The organism is Corallococcus sp. NCSPR001, from assembly GCF_017309135.1.
Lineage (GTDB): Bacteria > Myxococcota > Myxococcia > Myxococcales > Myxococcaceae > Corallococcus.
In genome coordinates this window covers 304196-322129 of the sequence record NZ_JAFIMS010000001.1, presented here as the reverse complement: position 1 = coordinate 322129, position 17934 = coordinate 304196, and the positions used below count along the sequence as shown (strand labels likewise).

Sequence of the window (17934 nt, the reverse complement as noted above, 5' to 3'; positions counted from 1 at the left end):
GGCGCCGCACCTGAGACGTCTCAAAGCCCCCACTGGTGGGACCACTTGAGCAGCCAGGTGTCCGTGGTGGCGCCGTCCAGCAACTGATTGGGCGCCAGGCGGGTCACCTGGGCGGTGCCCGGCGTGGTGGGCAGCTCCGTCTGGGCGCGTGAGTAGACGAAGTACAGCGTGGAACCCAGCCGGTACTCCCAACGCAGCACGGCGTTGAGGTTGAGCGCGGACTCGTGGAAGTCCGGGTCCAGCGCGGTGGTGGTGGGCGTCAGCCGCGCCAGGGGCAGCCGGCCGTTCGCGTCCGGGGTGCCTTCGAAGAAGGGGCCGTAGCGGCCGTACGCGGAGAAGAACTGCGCGTACGCCTGGAGCGTGAGCCGCGGGGTGAGCACCAGCAACTGCCGCAGCGTGAAGGACAGGGCGCGCGGGTGCAGCTGGCCGAACACGAGCCGGCCGTCCTCGTCCCCCACGTAGCGGGGACCGTCCAGGTTGGTCAGCAGCTCGCTGGTCAGCTGCGTCTCCAGGCGCGGCGTGGGGCGCCACGTCATGGTCACCGCGCCGCCGCCGCCCGTCTTGGAGGGCAGGGGCGCCGGGGCGGAGATGCGGCCCACGTAGCCGTCCAACTGGAAGGAGAGGGCGCGGTTCTTGTCCGTGGAGCCCGCGCACGCCACGTACCGGTACGGCGGGCGCTCGTAGGGGATGCCGGTGAGGGGAATCTCGCGGATGTCGCTGCGCCCGGTGAGCTGGCCCAGCTCGCACTCCACGGCGTGGAAGCCGGGCAGCGTGGCCAGCGCGCCCACCGTGAGCTTGTGGCTGAGGCGGATGCCGCGCCCGTCCGTCGTCCAACGGGTGATGCCCTGCACGGAGGAGGAGAAGTCCAGCAGCGGCCCGAAGCCGGTGGGCCGCACGAAGGACACCCGGCCGGAGGCCTCCTGGAGGTTCTGGGTCGGCTGGTAGCCCGTGGTGCTCAGCTCCAGGCGCGGCGACAGGTACTCGTAGCCCACGTCGAAGCGGAAGGGCTCACCGCCCTGCTTGCCGCCGCTCACGTACGCGCCCAGGCCCAGGTCGCCCGGGCGCAGGAGCGTGCCGTCGCGCAAGGCACGCCCCGCCTCCGGACCTCCCGCCACGCGCGAGCCGGTGAGCTGGCCGCGCACGCCCCAGGCGCCGTCCGTGCTGCGCACGTCCCAGTCCAGCGCCGCCGCGTTCCCTCCGGCCACCCGGCACGCGTCGCGCTCGGCGGGGTCCTGGGGCAGGACGCCCGAGCACAGGTCCGACAGGGGCGTCGCCGCCGCGACGGTGCCGCCCACGGACACGCCGGTGACGGGCTGCTGCCGCAGCACGACGGTGAGGAAGTTCTGCGCCGGGCCCGCCTGCGCGGGCAGCGCGTTGTTGGGGCCCAGGTGCAGCGGCCGGGACGGGTGGAAGCGGATGCGCCGGTCCGGCGGCGCCTCGTCGTCCTCGCCCACGGGTCCCGTCCGGGGCGCGGAGGGGCCCATCACCACCGCGTCCAGCAGGCCCACCTGGAGCGTGTCGGTGAGGTTTCCGGTCAGCTTCACCGCCGCCAGGATGGGCGTCTCCAGGCCGATGCGCCGCGTGTAGAAGAGCGTCTGCGAGGACTCGCCCACCGGCTGGAAGACGTCCATGCCCTGGAGGAAGAAGGGGCGCTTCTCCGGGAAGAACTGCTCGAAGGTGCTGAGGTTGAGGATGAGCTGATCCGCCTCCACCTGGCCGAAGTCCGGGTTCACCGTGGCGGTGAGCGTCAGGTCGCTGGTGAGCGCCGCGCGCAGGTCCACGCCCACGTCCGCGGACGGGGAGCCCAGCCGGGGCGTGGGCCGCGCCGGGTCCGCGGAGCGGGGGCTCATGCCGAAGCGCGCGGCCACGTAGGGCGTCAGCTGCACGCCGGTGCGGGACGGGATGCGCTCCAGGCCCTCCAGGTGCCCGAAGCGGGACACGAAGGCGTTGTCGTTGCGAGGCAGCAGGGTGGAGTCGATGACCTCGCGCGTGCGGGCCAGCTGCCGGCGCACCGCGAGCCCGAAGGTGTGCGTGGGCGCCTCCGGGAAGCGCAGCAGGTGCAGGGGGATGACCAGCTCCGCGCTCCACCCGTCCGGCAGGTCCGCCGCGGCGCCGTCCCAGACGGCGTCCCAGTCCTCGGTGTACTTGATGTCCTCGAAGTAGAGGACGTCGCGGAGGATGCCGCCCGCGTTCACCGTGAACGCGTACGCGGTGCGGTGGTCGTGCGCGCTGTCCACCATCACCGTGACGGAGTCCGACTCCGGAGGCCGGTCCCGGCGCCCCAGCTGGCGGTTGATCAGCTGGGGCTGAGAGTCGCGCGCCAGGATGCCGACGTAGAGGTTGTCGTCGTCGTAGAGGACGCGCAGGTCGGTGCGCTCGCTGGGCGCCGCGCCGTTCTTCGGGAAGGTCTGCACGAAGCGGTCGTACAGCGGCGCCTGGGCCCACTCCGCCTCGTCCAGCCGGCCGTCCAGCTGGATGGGCTTGAGCGTGCGCCGGGCCTGGATGGCGCTGGACGCGGGAGGCCCTTCGGCGCGCGGAGAGGCGGCCCAGAGCACGGTGAGGAGCCCCATGAGCAGGGGCCCCGTGGAACGCGGACGGGGAGCGGAAGACATGGTGAGGGGGGCTCAGGTCCAGCGGAACAGGCGCACGGCCAGGGCGAAGCACGCGGAGCCCCACGTGCCCAGGATGGCCAGGTCCGGCAGCAGCGCGGACAGCGACGCGCCTTCGTTGATGACAGCGCGCATGCAGGCGTTCATCGCGCTCAGGGGCAGTGCCCGGATGAGCGGCTGGACCGCGTCCGGGAAGTGGCTGGAGGCGAAGAAGATGCCCGCCAGCCCCATCATGGGCACCATCACCACGTTGATGAGGCCCACGGCCGTCTCGCTGGTGCGCGCGCGTGACGCGCACAGGAACGCCAGCCCGCTGAAGGCGAACGTCCCCGCCAGGGCCACCGCCGCCACCGCCGCGAGCGAGCCGTGGATGGGCATGCCGAACGTCAGGCGCGCGAAGCCCAGTAGGAGCGGCAGGTCCACGCACAGCACGAAGACCACTCGCGCCAGCGCGAAGGACAGCAGGTACTCCGGGCGGCGCATGGGCGTGGCCGCGAAGCGCTTGAGCAGCCGGCGCTGCCGGGCCAGGACGATGACGAACGTGATGCCCCACATGCTGCCGGCCATCACGTTCATGCCGATGAGGCCGGGCACCAGCCAGTCCACGTAGCGCGTGCCGGGCGCGCTCACCACGTCGTCCTTCACGGGGCGCGCGTCGGCGCGGCCGGCGTCGCGCTGGAGCACGTCGTCCACCAGGGTGCGCGTGGCGGGGGACTCGGGACGGGTGGGATCGAAGCGGTAGGCCAGCGCGCCCCCGGCCTGCTCCGGAGGCGTCACCTGCAGCGCGAACCGGCCGGCCCGCACGCCCGCGTACGCCTCGGTGGACGGGACGCGCACGGGCGTGAGGGCCGGGTGGGCGGCCAGGGCCGCGGCGACGCGCTCGGCGCCGGGCCCGTCCACCACCGCCACGCGCGTGCGCGGCGTCGCGCCGTGGTTGAACGCGCTGCCCAGCGCCACCGTGAGGAGGATGGGGAAGACGAACGTCCAGAAGAGGGTGCCCGGCTCGCGGATGAACTCCCGCAGCCGGGTGAGCGTCAGGCGCGCCAGGGGCGGCATGCGCCGTCCCCGCGATGCCTGCGCGCCAGCGAACGCGTCCAGGGTGGGCTCAGTCACGCAGGTTCCTCCCCGTCAGGGACACGAAGACGTCCTCCAGCGTGGCGTTGCGCGTGGTCAGCCCGGACAGCTCCGCGCCACGCTCCGCGATGCGCGCCAGGATGGAGGGCAGCGCCAGGTGGGGCCGCGACACCGACAGCGCCAGGCGGCCCGTGAGCGTGGTGCGCGCGGCCGTCACGCCGGCCACGGCTTCGAAGTCCGGCGGCCCCAGCGCGGGCTGCGTGGTGAGCTCCACCACGTGCTCTCCGCCCAGCGACGCGACCAGCTCCGCGGGCGTGCCCACCGCGATGACCCGGCCCTTGTCCACCACCGCCACGCGGTCGCAGAGCTGCTCCGCCTCGTCCATGTAGTGCGTGGTGAAGACCACGGTGCGCCCGCGCGCGCGGAAGGCGGAGATGAGCTGCCAGAGCGCCCGGCGCGACTGCGGATCCAGGCCCGTGGTGGGCTCATCCATGAAGATGAGCTCCGGGTCTCCCGCCAGGCTGCACGCGATGGACAGCCGCTGCCGCTGGCCGCCGGACAGCCGCACCACCCAGGTGCCTGCCTTGTCCGTGAGCTGGAGCAGCGCCAGCAGCTCCTCCGTGTCCGGCCCCTGCGAATAGAAGGACCGGAAGAGCTCCAGCGTCTCGCGCACGGTCAGCTTGTCCGAGAGGAGGTTCTCCTGGAGCACCACGCCGATGCGCTGGCGCAGCGCGTTCCCGGCCTTCTCCCAGGTGCGTCCCAGCACCTCCACCTCGCCGCGGGTGGCCGTCTGGAGTCCCTCGAGGATCTCCAGCGTCGTCGTCTTGCCGGCGCCGTTGGGGCCCAGGAGTCCGAAGCACTCGCCAGTGCGGACCTCCAGGTCGAGCCCCCGGACGGCAGCCACATCACCGAACTCTTTGTGCAGTCCCCGCACACGGATGGAAATCCCCACCTGTCCGGAAATAGACAAATTCCCGGATGCGAACAAGGAGGCGCGGGGTAGGCGCGGGGCTCAAGCCGGCTTGCACACCACGAGTCCGAACATCAGCGGGACAGAGGGCAACTCCTCGGGTGGCCACATGCGGCGGCCCTCGGTTTCGCGCATGCGCGGGAAGAGGCGCGCGCCGTTCGCGTAGGGGTACTCGCGGAGGGCTTCCAGGCGCAGGCCCGCGGACAGGAGGGCGGTGATGATCTCCCCGAGGCCCCACTGGAACGTGTGGTCCGGGTGCGGGTTGCGGAAGTCCTTCACGCCCTCATGGAAGCCCCAGGGCACGAGCGCGTCCTGCGCCTGCGCGACGTAGTCCGTCACGCCCGAGGTCTCCACGTGCACGCCACCACCATAGGGGTAGTGGAGCCTCCACTGCTCGTCGAGCGTGAGCGCCAGCGGATGGAAATCGACGACGACGAAGCGGCCTCCCGGCGCGAGCACGCCCGCGAGTCCCCGGGCCCACGCGCCCAGGTCGGACAGCCAGCACATCGCGCCATAGGAGGAGAAGGCGACGTCGTAGCGCGTGCCCTCCGCGGCGGTGGCGGCGAGCCAGTCGTAGACGTCCTGCCGCACGAAGGTGCCCGGGAGGCCGGACGCCTCGGAGAGCGAGCGCGCGAACGCGATGGCCTCGTCGCTGATGTCCACGCCCGTCACCCGCGCGCCCTTGGCGGCGAAGCTCAGCGTGTCCTGCCCGCTGTTGCACAGCAGGTGCACCAGCGACCGGCCGCGCACGTCGCCGACGAGCTCCTGCTCCTCGGGGAAGAGGGTGGAGTGGCCTTCGCGCAGCACGCGGGCCTGGTCGCCCTTGTGGCTGTTGTGGGCCGGGGTGGCCTCGTTCCACGAGCGCCGGTTGGCTTCATGCAGTTCTTTGGAGGGAGCCATGGGGCCATGATTCCAGGGGTGCAGGGGGGAAGGGTAGAAGGGAGGAGTGACTTCCTCCTGGTTGCCGCTGCACAAGGCTCGCGCTGGCACTCGCGTGCGCCTGTTCTGCTTCCCGTTCGCGGGCGGTGGCGCGTCCGTGTTCCGCCCCTGGGCCAGCGTGCTGCCGGAGGGCATGGAGCTGGCCGCGGTGCAGCCGCCGGGACGCGAGGAGCGCCTGTCGGAGCCGCCCTTCACGTCGCTGCCCGCGCTGCTGGAGGACATGGACGCGGCGCTGTCGCCCTGGCTGGAGGACCGGCCGTTCGCCTTCTTCGGGCACAGCCTGGGGGCGCTGGTGGCCTTCGAGTGGACGCGGCGCCTGCGCCAGCGAGGCGGACCCATGCCGCTGCACCTCTTCGTGTCCGGCGCGCCCGCGCCCGGCCTGCCGCGCACGGGCCCGCTGCTGCACGCGCTGCCGGAGCCGGAGTTCGTCCAGGTGGTGCGTCAGTTGGGCGCGGGGGCCTTCGACGGGCTGCCGGACGCGGGGCTGATGGAGACATGGGGGCCCCTGTTGCGCGCGGACCTGCAACTGGCGGAGAGCGCGGCGCCGGGGCCCGGTGAGCCGGTGGACGTTCCCCTCTCCGCGTTCGGAGGGCTGGATGACGCGGCGGTCTCCCGGGAGGAGCTGGCCGCGTGGCGCGAGCGGACGCGCGGCGCGTTCTCCCAGCACATGCTGCCCGGGGGACACCTCTTCATCCGCGCGAGCCATCCCGCCGTCATCCAGGTGATGTGGCGGAAGCTGCGCGGGTTGGTGCCGGGACTCTGAGGCGCGTCAGTATTCGCCGGTCACGCTCACCAGCGTCTCGTCCGTGACCGCGAAGCCGAAGGGCACCGGCATGGTGTCCTCCGGGCGTTGTGACGCGGGCGCGCCGGGGGCCTGGTCCAGGTCGTAGCGCACGGCGGTCGCTCGGAGTTGGACTCGCGTGCCTTCGGGCACGGTGAGCTCCAGTGGCAGGCCTCCTGGAGGCACGTCCCAGTACTCCACTAGACCGCCGCCCGGCGCGTCGCGCATCCGGGCCACGGCGCTCGCGTCCACGGGTTGGCCGGCGATGGTCAGGGTCCGCAGCGGCGTGCCCGCGCCGAACCGGACCTGGAGCAGGGGCGCGTGCTCCACGGACTCCACGTGGAGCAACAGCCGCCGCAGTCCGTCCCGCGTCTCATCCTGCGTCACGCGCACGCTGGGGGCGGGGAGGGGACGGTGGGGCGCGGGCGTCACGCGCACGTCGCGCCAGAAGCGGGGCAGGTAGCTGTCCAGGCGGCGCGCCGGAGCCTCCGCGCTCACGAAGCGCGAGGCCCACGCGTCCACCTCGAAGTCGCTGGAGAGCCAGTACGCCTCGCCGAGGCTGGCATCCACGGCATAGGCGATGCTGCTGGGGCGCGGGTCGCTCGCGTCGAAGCGCTCCCGGACCACGCCCACGCCCAGGAGCACGCACGCCAGCGCGAGCACGGGCAGCGCCACCGTCCGGCCAGGGCGCGTAATCGGCGCGAAGACCTGCGGCCACAGGAACGCGAAGAACGGCGCCACCGCCAGCGTGGCCACCGCTGCCATGGCGAGCGTCAGCGCGACATAGAGGTTGAGCACCTGCGGCACCCACAGCAGCAGGGCCGGGATGGCGCTCACGGCCAGCAGCAGCCGGCCTCGCGCGGAGGGCTGCTCCGCCGACCCGCGAAGCCGTCCCCCGAGCGCCAACGCGCCCACGAGGGCAGGCACCGCGAACAGGTAGCTGAGGCCCGGCGCCGCGAACGCACTTAGCACGCCCAGCACGGCCCACACCGCGAGCGCCCCCGCCACCAGTTCCTCCGCGAGCGCCTTGTGCGGGAATCGCGCCTGGACGCCGGCCCCCGCCACCAGCTCTTCCGCGTGCGCCCTGCGCTGGAAGAGCGCCTGAACGCCGATCACTGCCGACAGCGTGAGCGCCAGCAGCCCCGCGATGAAGAAGGTGCCGTGATAGGCGTCGCCCTGCGGCAGCACGCCCAGGCCCCCGTCGATGCGCACCACCAGCCACCACGCGGCCTGGACCGCCACCGCGCTCGCCACTGTCGCCGCGAGCAATGTGCCCGCGCCCCATGCCAGTCCGGACGCGCGCAGCCGGCCCCGCCGCAGTCCCTGGACCATCGCCGCCGCCACCGCGAGCAGCGCCAGCAACGCGATGGGCACGGCCCAGGTGGCCGGGTGGTGCACGAGGATGGGCCCGGCGTTGAAGTAGACGGCGTCCTCCGGCGGCGCGGGCTCCAGCGCGTCGTCGCCCAGGTGCCGCGCGAGCGCGAGCATCACCTCTCCGTGGTGCTGGAGGCTGTCCAGGCCGAAGTGGGCGAGGTCGTCCGTGCGCGCGTGGTAGCGCATGAACCCGTCGAGGAAGCCGAAGTTGAGCCCTGTCTTCCCTCGCTGGAGGAAGACCGTGAAGTCCGTGTCGTTCTGCAACCGCCGGTACACCTCGTCGAAGAGCGAGCTGGCCTGGGCGGGCGCCCCCGAGCGCGCCAGGTGCTGGATGAGCCAGCGGTTGCCGGGGCCCGGCTGGAACATCAGCGAGGGCCCATGCGAGCCCCGGGCCTCGAAGTTGAGGACCACGGAGACCTGCTCCGCCAGCGGGTGATGGAACGCGAACGCCCGCGCCCCCACGAGCCCCGTCTCCTCCGCGTCCGTGAAGACGAAGAGGACGTCGTTGCGCAGCGGCGGGCCCGTGCGCAGCGCGCGCAGCGTCTCCAGCATCGCCGCCACGCCGGCCCCGTCATCCGAGGCCCCAGGCGAAGTGGGCACCGAGTCGTAGTGCGCGACGATGGCGATGACGCCGCGGCTGTCCTGGCCCTTCACGTGGGCGAGCACGTTGTGGACGGTGGCGCCCGGGATGGAGTGCTCCTCCATGTGCGGGTGGATGGCGGCCGTGGCCTGCACCTCCGGCGTGACGCCCAGGCCGCGCACGGTGTCCACCAGGTACTCGCGCACCTCGCGGTGGGCCTGTGAGCCCACGGGGTGCGGACGGGCCGCGATGCGCGCCAGGTGCTCGCGCGCACGCCCCGCGGAGAACACCTCCGGGGGCGCTGTCGCGGGCAGCGCCGTGGGCGCGGAGGCGAAGTGCAGCGCGAGGGCGGCGGTGAGCGCGATGAGCACCACGGCCGCGAGGCTGGCGAGGCGGGAGCTCATGCGCGGAGCCTCACGCCGCTACTTCCGGGGCCACCACGTCGAAGCGGATCCGCTCCAGCGCCCGCGTCACCGCGCGCTCCACGTGGGCGCGGTCCTCGCCGCTCGCGATGACGTGGCCCAGCCGGTCTCCGGAGCTCTCCGGCGGACGCACGCTGACGCCCGGCGCCTTGTCCACGGACACCTCGCGCACGCCGTCCTCCTGGCGCGCTTCCTCCACGCCGTGCACCGCCGTGAGCCGCCCCGCGCTGGACGCGGTGAGGAAGCGGATGGAGGCCGTGGCCTCCTGACGGGGCGTCAAATCCACGGGCCGCCCGAGCAGTTGCTCCAGCAGCACCGTCAGCAGGTCGATGCCGGTCGCGTGGCGCACCAGCTCCGGAATCATCCCGCCCGCGAGCCGCGGGTTGATTTCGATGACCACCGGGCCCTGGGCGCAGAGGCGGATCTCCGTGTGCGCGGGGCCCAGGTCGAAGCCCACCGCGTCCAGCGCGGCCACCACGGCGCGCTCCAGCGCCTGGCGCTCGCTGTCGGCGATGGGGGCCGGGAAGTCGTGGCCCATCTCCACGAAGTGGGGCGGCGCGGACAGGTGCTTGCGCGTCACGCCGATGACGCGCGTGTCACCCCGGGCGAGCGTCACCGTCTCCACGCTGAACTCGGGCCCGGTGAGGAAGCCCTCCACCAGCACCTCGCCGGCCAGCGCCTGGCCGCGCTCGTTCACCCGGCGCGACGCGAGCGACCGGTAGTGCGCGAGCAACGCCTCCGGCGTGTCCACGCGCCGCACGCCGGTGCTGCCGCTCTCCGCGGTGGGCTTCACCACGCAGGGATAGGTGGCCTCGCGGCTCACCTGGAGCGCCTGGGCCTCGGAGGTGACCCACCAGAAGTCCGGCGTGGGCAGGCCCGCGTCGCGCAGTACCCTCCGGGCCTCGTGCTTCTCATGGCAGATGCGGGCCGCGTCCGGGTTCAGGTAGCGGAAGCCGTACCGCGCGGCCAGCTGGGCCACCAGCGGCACGTAGAACGTGGAGAAGGTGAGGAGCGCGTCCACGCGCGTGCGCGCCGTCAGGGCCCGCACGCAGGCGTCCGTCGCCTCCTTGTCGTTCGTGTCCGCCTCCAGCACCTGGAGGCCCGGGCTGCCCGCGAGCTTCGCGAGGAAGGGGTACTTGCCGGGCTGACGGGTGATGAAGGTGACCTGCTGGCCCTGCGCCACCAGCCGCTCCACGGCGAGCTTGCCGGTGCCCGTGGTGTTGCTCTCGATGAAGGCGAAGTGCGCGCGCATCACAGCCCCAGCTCCCGGGTGAGGTCGCCGCTGAGAGTGATGTCCGGCGCGTGGTACGGGACGCCGCCGTCGTGGGGCAGCGGCGCGTGGCTCCAGCGCTCGGCCACGTCCACGCCGTAGCGGATGGCCCGCGGTGACGCCGAGGCGGCGTGCTCCGGGCCGGCGATGCCGTGCTTCGCCAGGTAGTCGTCCGAGTAGATGGTCTCCCCGTAGCGGTCGCCCTTGTCCGGGAAGATGCCCACGACGTGCGCGTCCGGGCCGAACTGCTCCGCCAGCCACGAGCCCACGATGTAGACCGCGCCGGACGAGCCGCCCGCGAAGATGCCCTCGCGCCGGGCCAGCTCGCGGCAGCCCTGGAACACCTCGCCGTCGGACAGCCAGTGGGCCTCGTCGATGACGCGGTAGTTGATGTTGCCCGCGATGATGCTGTTGCCGTGGCCGCTCTGGAGCCGGGGGCGGTTGGGCTGGTGGAACTGCACGGAGCCCACCGCGTCCACGGCCACCACGCGCACGTGCGGCAGGCGCTGCTTGAGCGCGGCGGCCGTTCCGCTCAAGGAGCCGCCGCTGCCCACGCTGGCCACCAGCGCGGCGATGTTGCCGCCCAGCGCCTCGGTCAGCTCCTGGGCCATGGCGCTGCTGTACGCGCCGGGGTTGCTGGGGCTGTCGTACTGGCGCGGCCAGAAGGCGCCGGGCACTTCGCGCAGCACGTCCCGCAGGCGCTCCAGCCGCGACTGCTGCCAGCCGCCGGTGGGGTGGTAGGCGTCCACCACCAGGACTTCAGCGCCGAGCGCCCGCAGCTTGGCGGCGGTGCTCACGTCGATGCGCGGGTCGGTGATGATGATGACCCGGTAGCCCTTGAGGGTGCCCACGCGGGCCAGGCCCTCCGCCATGGTGCCGGAGGAGCTTTCGACGATGGTGCCGCCGGGCCGCAGGTCGCCCCGGGCCTCCGCGTCGGTCACCATCTTGAGCGCGACCCGGTCCTTCATCTGCCCGGGCATGGACAGCTCCAGCTTGCCCCACAGCGTCGCGCGCGGCCGGTTCACGGCGCGGCCCCGCAGCGAGACCAGGGGGGTGTTCTTCATCAACTCCAGAACGGACGAGACCTTGAGCATGGCGGGAGGACGGGCGGGTTAGGGGGTCGGGAATCCGGAGGCGGTGAGGATCGCGGCGACGGCGCTCTCCAACTGGCTGCGCGCGTCTTCCTGTTTGGCGCGCCAGCCATGGAGGGATGCGGTGAGGCCCGGGTCCTCCAGCGCGGCGAGCTGGAGCCGGACGGAGTCGGGCGCGGGGCCTCCACCATGGGCGGCGGCCTCCACGCAGGTGGCGGGCTCCAGCGCGCGCGCCAGCTCCGCCTCGTCGAGCGTGAAGGCGCGCGAGGTGACCTCGAGCAGCAGCGCCTCCAACTCGCGCCGGGCCTCCGCGGCGGTGAGGGGCGTGTCGCCCGTCTTGCGCGCCACGAGCCGGGCCACCACGTCGTGCGCCGTGCGGAACGCGAGCCCGTGCCGCGCGACCAGGTGGTCCGCGACGGCGGTCATCGTCGTGTCCGCGTGGACCAGGAAGGCGCGCATCGCGTCCGGGCGGACGCGCACGTGCTGGAGGAGCAGGTCCATGAGCTGGAGTGCCTTGCTGGTGCCCCGGAGCGCGGGCCACAGGTGCGCGGAGACTTCACCGCTGACCTCCACGCTGTTGGTGAAGGGCGTGTTCTTCAGGCCCATCAAGGCGTTCATCAGCGCGCCGGTGGGGTGCACCGCCTGCCCCCGGATGTGCTCCAGGACGAAGGCGTTGCGCTTCTGCGGCATGATGGAGCTGGTGCTCACCAGGTCATCCGGCCAGTCGAGGAAGCCGTAGGCCATGCTGGCCCAGGCCTGCAGGTCATTGGCCAGCCGCGTGAGCGTGGTGCCCAGGAGCGCCAGCGGCCCGAGCACCTGGATGACGAAGTCCCGCGAACCGACGGCGTCCGCCGAGTTGAGCACCGGCGCGGAGAAGCCCAGCAGCCGCGCGACCTCGTGCGGGTCGATGGGGAACGACGTGCCACCGCCGGCCGCGGCGCCCATGGGGCTGCGGTTGACCGTCGCGTAGCTGCCCGCGAGCCACGCGGTGCCCCGGACGAACTCCGACAGCACCGCCGTCAGGTAGTGGCCGAACGTGGAGGGCTGCGCGGGCTGCTGGTGGGTGAAGGAGCTCATCACCGTGCCCGCGTGCGCGTACGCCTGCGTGCGCATCGTGCGCGACAGGGACTCGCAGCTGGCGAGCACGCTCAGGAGCTCCGTGCGCAGCCGCATCCGCGTCACGGTGGCGTTGATGTCGTTGCGGCTGCGGGCCACGTGCGCGGAGCCGCCGACCTCGCCTCCCAGCCGGTGGATGTATTCGTTCTCGTACGTGAGGTAGAGGCCGCGGTGCGACGCGGGCGTCTCGAACACCAACTCCCCCGCGTCCGAGCGCAGCCGCAGGTCTCGGTTGACGGACAGCAGGCGCGCCACGGTCTCCGACGGGAGGATGCCCCGGTGCGCGAGCATCACCAGGTGCGCCGCGTCGATGCGCAGCAGGTGCGGCAGCACCGTGCGCTGGTCGTCCGCGAAGCCCGGCTCGTAGAACAGCCGGAAGAGGACGGGGTGGGGCGGCAGGGAAACACGGCCCAGCGTCTGGGCGCTCATCGCGCGTCCTCCGCGGCGATGTCCGCCACCACCGCGCCGGTGAGCCGCTGGATGTCCCGCGGCGAGATGCGCAGCATGTGCTGATCATCCCCGCCACCGCCGAAGACGAGGTCGTACGGGAGCACGCGCGAGTCGATGACCACGGGCAGCGGCGTCGCGTGCCCCACCGGAGGGACGCCGCCCACCGCGTAGCCTGTCAGCCGCAACACCGTCTGCGCGCTGGCCAGCTTGATTTGCGTGAGCTGGAGCGCGGCGGCCACCTTCGCGGTGGCGATGCGGATGTCGCCGGGCGCGATGGCCAGACACGCGCGGGACGCGTCCTTCTTCCCCTCGAAGACGATGGTCTTGACGATCTGCGCGGGTGTCACGCCCAGCGCCGCCGCCGCGAGCGGCACCGTGGGCATGTCCGCGCCGGGGTTGATCAGTGTCGCGGAGACCTGCGAATCACGCAGGAACTGCTCCAAGAACTCTCGTCGGGAAGGCGCATCCGTCGTGTGCATGACGAACGCGATTTTAGAGATTTCCCCTCTCTCGTACAGAGCGCCCGCGGAGCGGAACCCGTGACGGTGGATCCGCTCCGCGCGCGTGTTTCACGTCGTGCGCGCGAGCGTCAGGCGCTCACGCCAATGCCAATCGGGCAGCTCACGCCGGTGCCACCCACGCCGCAATAACCCCCCGGGTTCTTCTGCAGGTACTGCTGGTGGTAATCCTCGGCGTAATAGAAGGCCGGAGCGGGCAGGACCTCCGTGGTGATGTCGCCCAGGCCCTTGGCGTTGAGCGCGGCTTGATAAGCCTGCCGCGTCTCCTCCGCGGCGCGCTTCTGCGCGTCGTTCGCGAAGTAGATGCCGGAGCGGTACTGCGTGCCCGCGTCGTTGCCCTGACGCATGCCCTGTGTCGGGTCGTGGTTCTCCCAGAACACCTTCAAGAGCTGCGCGTACGTGACCTTCGCCGGGTCGAACACCACGCGCACGACCTCGTTGTGGCCGGTGAGCCCGGAGCAGACCTCTTCGTACGTGGGGTTCGGCGTCAGCCCGCCCGCGTAGCCCACCGCGGTGGAGTACACGCCGGGCACCTGCCAGAACTTGCGCTCGACGCCCCAGAAGCAGCCCATGCCGAAGACGGCTGTTTCAAAGCCCTCCGGCACGGGCCCCTTCAGCGGGGTGCCCAGCACGGTGTGCTTCTGCGGAACCGGCATCTCCTGCGGGCGGCCCGGCAGCGCCTCCTGCGGAGTGGGGAGCCTCAACTTCTTCGGGGACGTGAAGAACATGCTCTAGCTTTAGCCCCGGGCCCTCCCGTTTTCACGCCCGGCGCACGCCCACCCGCCCGCCCGCCGTCCCACCAGGAATGCCCCGTCCTCCCGACGGTTTCCCAGGCCTCCCATGCGCACCCGCCTCCTCGCCGCCCTCTGTCTCCTGGCCCCCACCGCCGCCCTCGCCGCCAAGGACCCCCGCTGCGCCGGCAAGCCCGCCGCCCGCGCCGCCCGCTTCTCCGACACCGCCCTGAAGGGCAGCTCCGCCGCGGAGCGTTACGCCGCCTACGTCCAGGCCTGTGCACTGGATGACGTGGTGGCCCTCACGCAGACGCTCGTCCGCTTCAAGACGGTGAGCAGCGAGTCCCCCGCCGCGAAGAACCCGGAGGTGGCCGCCATGGGCCGCGCCCTGGAGGCGTGGGCGAAGCAGCACGGCTTCGGCTTCCGCACCGTGGGCGCCAACGACGTCTTCGAGCTGTCCTGGGGCGAGGGCGAGCCGCTGCTGGGGCTCGTGTTCCACGGCGACGTCGTCCCCGCGCCCGCGCACGAGTGGAAGCGCGCGCCCTTCAAGCCGGTGGTGGAGAAGGGCCGCCTGTACGGCCGGGGCGTGGAGGACGACAAGGGCCCCATCGCCTCCGGGCTCGTCGCGCTGGCCATGGCGAAGGACCTGGGCCTCAAGCCCCAGGGCAAGGTGCTGATCATCATCGGCAACGGTGAGGAGAGCGACTGGAACGGCATGAAGAACTACGCGGACACGCAGCCCAAGCCCACGCACGTCATCTCCGTGGACTCCGGCTACCCGGTGATGGCCGCGCAGTCCGGCTTCGTCGCGTGGACGCTGGAGGCGCCCGTGGGCGCTGCCCTCGCCACGCCGAAGGAGGGCACCGTCGCGCGCGCCGTGGACGTGAGCGCGGGCGAGTTCCTCACCCAGGTGCCCGGCACCGCCACGCTGAAGCTTCAGCCCGTGAAGGGGCAGACGCCGGAGACGGTGCTCGCCGCCGTGAAGGCCGCCATCGCGCGGGAGTCCTCCGCGCGCAAGGACCTGAAGGCGGAGGCGAAGCGCGAGGGCGACGCGGTGGTGCTCACCACCCACGGCGTGGCGGTGCACTCGTCCACCGCGGACGAGGGCCACAACGCGCTCTGGGATGTGTCCGCGGTGGCCTCGCGCCTGGCGCTGGAGGACAACGGCATCGCGGCGCTGCTGCGCGTGGTGGCGAAGCGCTTCGACGGCGACCACCACGGCGAGAAGCTGGGCCTGAAGTACCAGGACGCGCTGATGGGCCCGCTGCTGGTGGCGCCCACCGTGCTGCGCGTGAAGGACGGCTCCGTGTCCCTGGGCGTCAACATGCGCCGGCCGCAGGGCCAGGACGCGGCGGCCTTCAACGCGTCGCTGGACGCCGCCGCGAAGCGCGTGGGCGAGGACTCCGGTGGCCAGGTGAAGGAGGGCGCCGGCCGCTACCTGGGCGACCCGCACGTGGCGGACACGTCCGGCCCGCTGGTGAAGACGCTGATGGACATCTACCAGCGGCAGCGCAAGGCGCCGGACGCGGTGCCGGGCTCCATCCGCGGCGGCACCTACGCGCGGCTCTTCCCTCGCGCCGTGGACTTCGGGCCCGCGTTCCCCAACGAGCCCTACACCGGCCACGCCCCGGACGAATCCATCGCGCTGGAGACGCTGGACCTGAGCACGCGCATGCTCGCGGAGGCCGTGCACACGCTGGCCATCGCGCCCGCGTCCGAGGTGAAGGCCGCGCCGTGACGGCGGCTCACGGCGTCAGGTAGCCCAGGGGCGGCGGGACGCGGGGCCAGCGCACGGTGAAGGTCGTGCCGTCCCCGGGGGCGGTCTCCACGCGGACGCTGCCCCGGTGCACCTGGACGATCTCGTTCACGATGTAGAGCCCCAGCCCCAGGCTGCGGTGCTTGCTGCCCGCATGCGACACGTTCGTCTGCTTGAACGGGTCGAACAGGTGCGGCAGCAGTTCTGGCGGGATGGGGTCACCCTCGTTGCGCACCCGCATCACCACGTCCACGGCCTCGCCCGTGAGCGTGGTGATGACGGGCGAGTCGTTCCGCGCGTGTTGCAGCGCGTTCACCACCAGGTTGCCCAGCACCTGCGTCACCCGGTCCGGGTCCCACTCCCCCCACAGGTCCTCCCCCTGCACCTCCAGCACCAGGGGCCGCTCCGGATAGACGACCTGGAGCTCCTCCAGCATGCCCTGGCACAGTTCCTCCATGTTCACGTGCTGGCGCGTCACCGGGATGCCCCCGCCCAGGCGGCTGCGCGCGAAGTCGAGGATGTCGTTGATCATCCGCGTCATCCGCGCCGTGGCCTTGCGGATGCGGTCCACGGAGCGGCGCGCCGTCGTGTCCAGCGCCGGCGCCTTCCCCAGCATGAAGGCCGACGCGTTCACCGCGTGCAGGGGGTTGCGCAGGTCGTGGCCCAGGATGGCGATGAGCTCCTCGCGGAAGTCGATGGCCTGCTGGAGCACTCCTTCCGCGCGCTTGTGGTCGGTGATGTCCACCACCGTGGAGCCCACGCCCAGCAGCACGCCGTCCGGGGTGCGCACCGGGAAGTAGTCCGCGCGCCAGACGCCCGCGCGGCCCCGCACCGGATCCGGCCCCTCGAGGAGCACGTCCTGCACGGGCTGCCCGGTCTCCAGCACCTGGCGCAGCGAGCGCTCGATGGAGACCACGGAGCGGGTGCGGACCATGTCGTGCAGCGTGCGGCCCCGGTGGTCCTCCACGGGCCTGCCGTTGAGCCGCGCCAGCGTGCCGTTGATGCGCAGGTAGCGCAGGTCCGAATCCAGGAACGCGATGCCCACGGGCGCCGCCTCCAGCAGCGAGTCCAGCAATGCCAGCGACCGCTCGGCCTCCTGGCGTGCCTCGTGCTCGCGCGCGTGCAGGTCCGTCTGGGCGATGTAAGCGGAGGCCCGCTCCGCGACGGCGTGGAAGAGCAGCACGTCCGAGTCGGAGAAGGCGAAGGCCGTGCGCGAGCCCATGTACGCCATGCCCAACAGCCGCTCACCGTCCATGAGCGGCAGGCCGTACAGCGCGCGCAGCCCCGCGCTGCGCAGCGGCCCGATGTGGACGCGAGGGTCCGTGGCGGCCGAGCGGACGAAGAAGGGCCGCCGCTCCAGCGCCGCCTGCCCGCTCACGCCCTGCCCCACCGGCACGCGAAGGCCCTTCACCTCGTCCGTGCTCAGCCCCACCGAGGCGCGCACCACCAGCGCGTCGTCCTCCAGCAGCATCACCGCCGCCGTGTCCACGGTGAGCGCGGACTCCATCAGCCGGGTGAGCAGGCGCTCCAGGAGCGTCTCCATGCCCGGGTCGTCCAGCGTCGCCTCGGACATGCGGTCCAGCGTCTGGAGGATGCGCTGCTTCATGTCCCAGAAGAACGTCATCGTCCGGGTGACCACCCGGTCGAGCATCTCCTCCAGCCGCGTGAGGTCTCCGGGGCGCAGCCGCTGCTCCCCCGCTTCCAGCCGGTGGAGGATGCAGCGGCGCAAGAGCGCGTACTCCCGCGCCACCTCGCCCAGGTTGAAGCCCGCGTCCAGGCGGGCCGCCGCGTGCGCCGCCTCCAGGCGCTCATCCAGCGCCTCCGGCCCCGAATCCATCGCGTCCGCCAGGGCGGTGAGCAGCTCCGGCAGATGGTCGATGAGCCAGGGGGGGTGGACGGTCTCCTCCCCGCCCAGGTCCCGCATCACCGCCTGCTGCCATTCGGCCAGCAGCGCGTCGTGATTCGCGCGCAGGAACTCCGCCGCGGACAGGCGGGGGCCGCCGCGCGCATGCTCGTCCACGGAGTGAGAATCCGGCTCCTGCATCGCCCATCTCCCCAGGCCTTCGCCCGGTCGTGCCACCCCTCGCGAAAAGTCTGCGCATGGTGCTCCTGGCGTGCCTCGCCTCCGCGTCGGATGAAGGTCCAGCACGGGCCCTTGGCCGCTGGCTCCAGGCCGGGCTCGGGACGACGCACCGCCCGGCGGGCCGTTCACCTTCGTGCGCTCGGCCTGCCCTGGGGACGTTCGCGCCCCAG

13 protein-coding genes are annotated in these 17934 nt (G+C 72.5%); 2 read left to right on the top strand and 11 right to left on the bottom strand.

What is annotated here, in order from left to right; translation table 11 throughout:
- Positions 1 to 20: 20 nt before the first annotated feature.
- The 4 genes from JYJ93_RS01370 to JYJ93_RS01355 all read right to left on the bottom strand — a co-directional run bounded on the left by JYJ93_RS01370 (position 21) and on the right by JYJ93_RS01355 (position 5553).
- Entirely contained in the window at positions 21 to 2612 is a 2592-nt protein-coding gene (locus tag JYJ93_RS01370; protein WP_206785970.1) for a DUF5916 domain-containing protein, read from the bottom strand.
- 12 nt (positions 2613 to 2624) lie between these two features.
- The gene (locus tag JYJ93_RS01365) at positions 2625 to 3722 is read right to left on the bottom strand and encodes an ABC transporter permease (protein ID WP_269012932.1); all 1098 of its coding nucleotides are present in this window, start codon (positions 3720 to 3722) and stop codon (positions 2625 to 2627) included.
- Complete coding sequence (locus tag JYJ93_RS01360; protein WP_269012933.1) at positions 3715 to 4587, bottom strand: ABC transporter ATP-binding protein; 873 nt, start codon at positions 4585 to 4587, stop codon at positions 3715 to 3717. The genes JYJ93_RS01365 and JYJ93_RS01360 overlap by 8 nt, the downstream gene beginning before the upstream one ends.
- 108 nt (positions 4588 to 4695) lie before the next feature.
- A complete protein-coding gene (locus JYJ93_RS01355; protein WP_206785968.1) occupies positions 4696 to 5553 on the bottom strand; it encodes a class I SAM-dependent methyltransferase in 858 nt (285 codons plus the stop codon).
- Between the two features lie 46 nt (positions 5554 to 5599).
- Here JYJ93_RS01355 and JYJ93_RS01350 point away from each other — a divergent pair, with 46 nt between their 5' ends.
- A complete protein-coding gene (locus tag JYJ93_RS01350; RefSeq protein WP_206785965.1) occupies positions 5600 to 6355 on the top strand; it encodes a thioesterase in 756 nt (251 codons plus the stop codon).
- 6 nt (positions 6356 to 6361) lie between these two features.
- On the opposite strand, the gene JYJ93_RS01345 is transcribed toward JYJ93_RS01350, so the two are convergent.
- The 6 genes from JYJ93_RS01345 to msrA all read right to left on the bottom strand — a co-directional run bounded on the left by JYJ93_RS01345 (position 6362) and on the right by msrA (position 13922).
- Positions 6362 to 8731 carry a M20/M25/M40 family metallo-hydrolase gene (locus tag JYJ93_RS01345; protein WP_206785963.1) on the bottom strand — a complete coding sequence of 790 codons (2370 nt, stop codon included), beginning with the start codon at positions 8729 to 8731 and terminating at the stop codon, positions 6362 to 6364.
- Positions 8732 to 8741: 10 nt separating this feature from the next.
- Positions 8742 to 10001 carry an ATP-grasp domain-containing protein gene (locus tag JYJ93_RS01340; RefSeq protein WP_206785960.1) on the bottom strand — a complete coding sequence of 420 codons (1260 nt, stop codon included), beginning with the start codon at positions 9999 to 10001 and terminating at the stop codon, positions 8742 to 8744.
- Positions 10001 to 11083 carry a cysteine synthase family protein gene (locus JYJ93_RS01335; RefSeq protein WP_242543562.1) on the bottom strand — a complete coding sequence of 361 codons (1083 nt, stop codon included), beginning with the start codon at positions 11081 to 11083 and terminating at the stop codon, positions 10001 to 10003. The genes JYJ93_RS01340 and JYJ93_RS01335 overlap by 1 nt, the downstream gene beginning before the upstream one ends.
- Positions 11084 to 11131: 48 nt before the next feature.
- Positions 11132 to 12655 (bottom strand): argininosuccinate lyase, encoded by a 1524-nt coding sequence (argH, locus tag JYJ93_RS01330; RefSeq protein WP_242543561.1) that lies wholly within the window; start codon positions 12653 to 12655, stop codon positions 11132 to 11134.
- Positions 12652 to 13119 (bottom strand): YbaK/EbsC family protein, encoded by a 468-nt coding sequence (locus tag JYJ93_RS01325; RefSeq protein ID WP_242543560.1) that lies wholly within the window; start codon positions 13117 to 13119, stop codon positions 12652 to 12654. The genes argH and JYJ93_RS01325 overlap by 4 nt, the downstream gene beginning before the upstream one ends.
- A 146-nt stretch (positions 13120 to 13265) precedes the next feature.
- On the bottom strand, positions 13266 to 13922 hold the full coding sequence (msrA, locus tag JYJ93_RS01320) for a peptide-methionine (S)-S-oxide reductase MsrA (RefSeq protein ID WP_206785956.1): 657 nt from the start codon (positions 13920 to 13922) through the stop codon (positions 13266 to 13268).
- 112 nt (positions 13923 to 14034) lie between these two features.
- Here msrA and JYJ93_RS01315 point away from each other — a divergent pair, with 112 nt between their 5' ends.
- Complete coding sequence (locus JYJ93_RS01315) at positions 14035 to 15663, top strand: Sapep family Mn(2+)-dependent dipeptidase (protein ID WP_206785955.1); 1629 nt, start codon at positions 14035 to 14037, stop codon at positions 15661 to 15663.
- 7 nt (positions 15664 to 15670) lie between these two features.
- Here JYJ93_RS01315 and JYJ93_RS01310 read toward each other — a convergent pair whose 3' ends face one another.
- On the bottom strand, positions 15671 to 17701 hold the full coding sequence (locus JYJ93_RS01310; RefSeq protein WP_269012934.1) for an ATP-binding protein: 2031 nt from the start codon (positions 17699 to 17701) through the stop codon (positions 15671 to 15673).
- Positions 17702 to 17934 lie beyond the last annotated feature (233 nt).

What these genes read in the sequence shown, in the direction of transcription:
- JYJ93_RS01370 (WP_206785970.1), bottom strand. Translation starts at nt 2,612, where the DNA reads ATGTCTTCCGCTCCCCGTCCGCGTTCCACGGGGCCCCTGCTCATGGGG.
- JYJ93_RS01315 (WP_206785955.1), top strand. Translation starts at nt 14,035, where the DNA reads ATGCGCACCCGCCTCCTCGCCGCCCTCTGTCTCCTGGCCCCCACCGCC.
- JYJ93_RS01340 (WP_206785960.1), bottom strand. Translation starts at nt 10,001, where the DNA reads ATGCGCGCGCACTTCGCCTTCATCGAGAGCAACACCACGGGCACCGGC.
- JYJ93_RS01355 (WP_206785968.1), bottom strand. Translation starts at nt 5,553, where the DNA reads ATGGCTCCCTCCAAAGAACTGCATGAAGCCAACCGGCGCTCGTGGAAC.
- msrA (WP_206785956.1), bottom strand. Translation starts at nt 13,922, where the DNA reads ATGTTCTTCACGTCCCCGAAGAAGTTGAGGCTCCCCACTCCGCAGGAG.
- JYJ93_RS01335 (WP_242543562.1), bottom strand. Translation starts at nt 11,083, where the DNA reads ATGAAGAACACCCCCCTGGTCTCGCTGCGGGGCCGCGCCGTGAACCGG.
- JYJ93_RS01345 (WP_206785963.1), bottom strand. Translation starts at nt 8,731, where the DNA reads ATGAGCTCCCGCCTCGCCAGCCTCGCGGCCGTGGTGCTCATCGCGCTC.
- argH (WP_242543561.1), bottom strand. Translation starts at nt 12,655, where the DNA reads ATGAGCGCCCAGACGCTGGGCCGTGTTTCCCTGCCGCCCCACCCCGTC.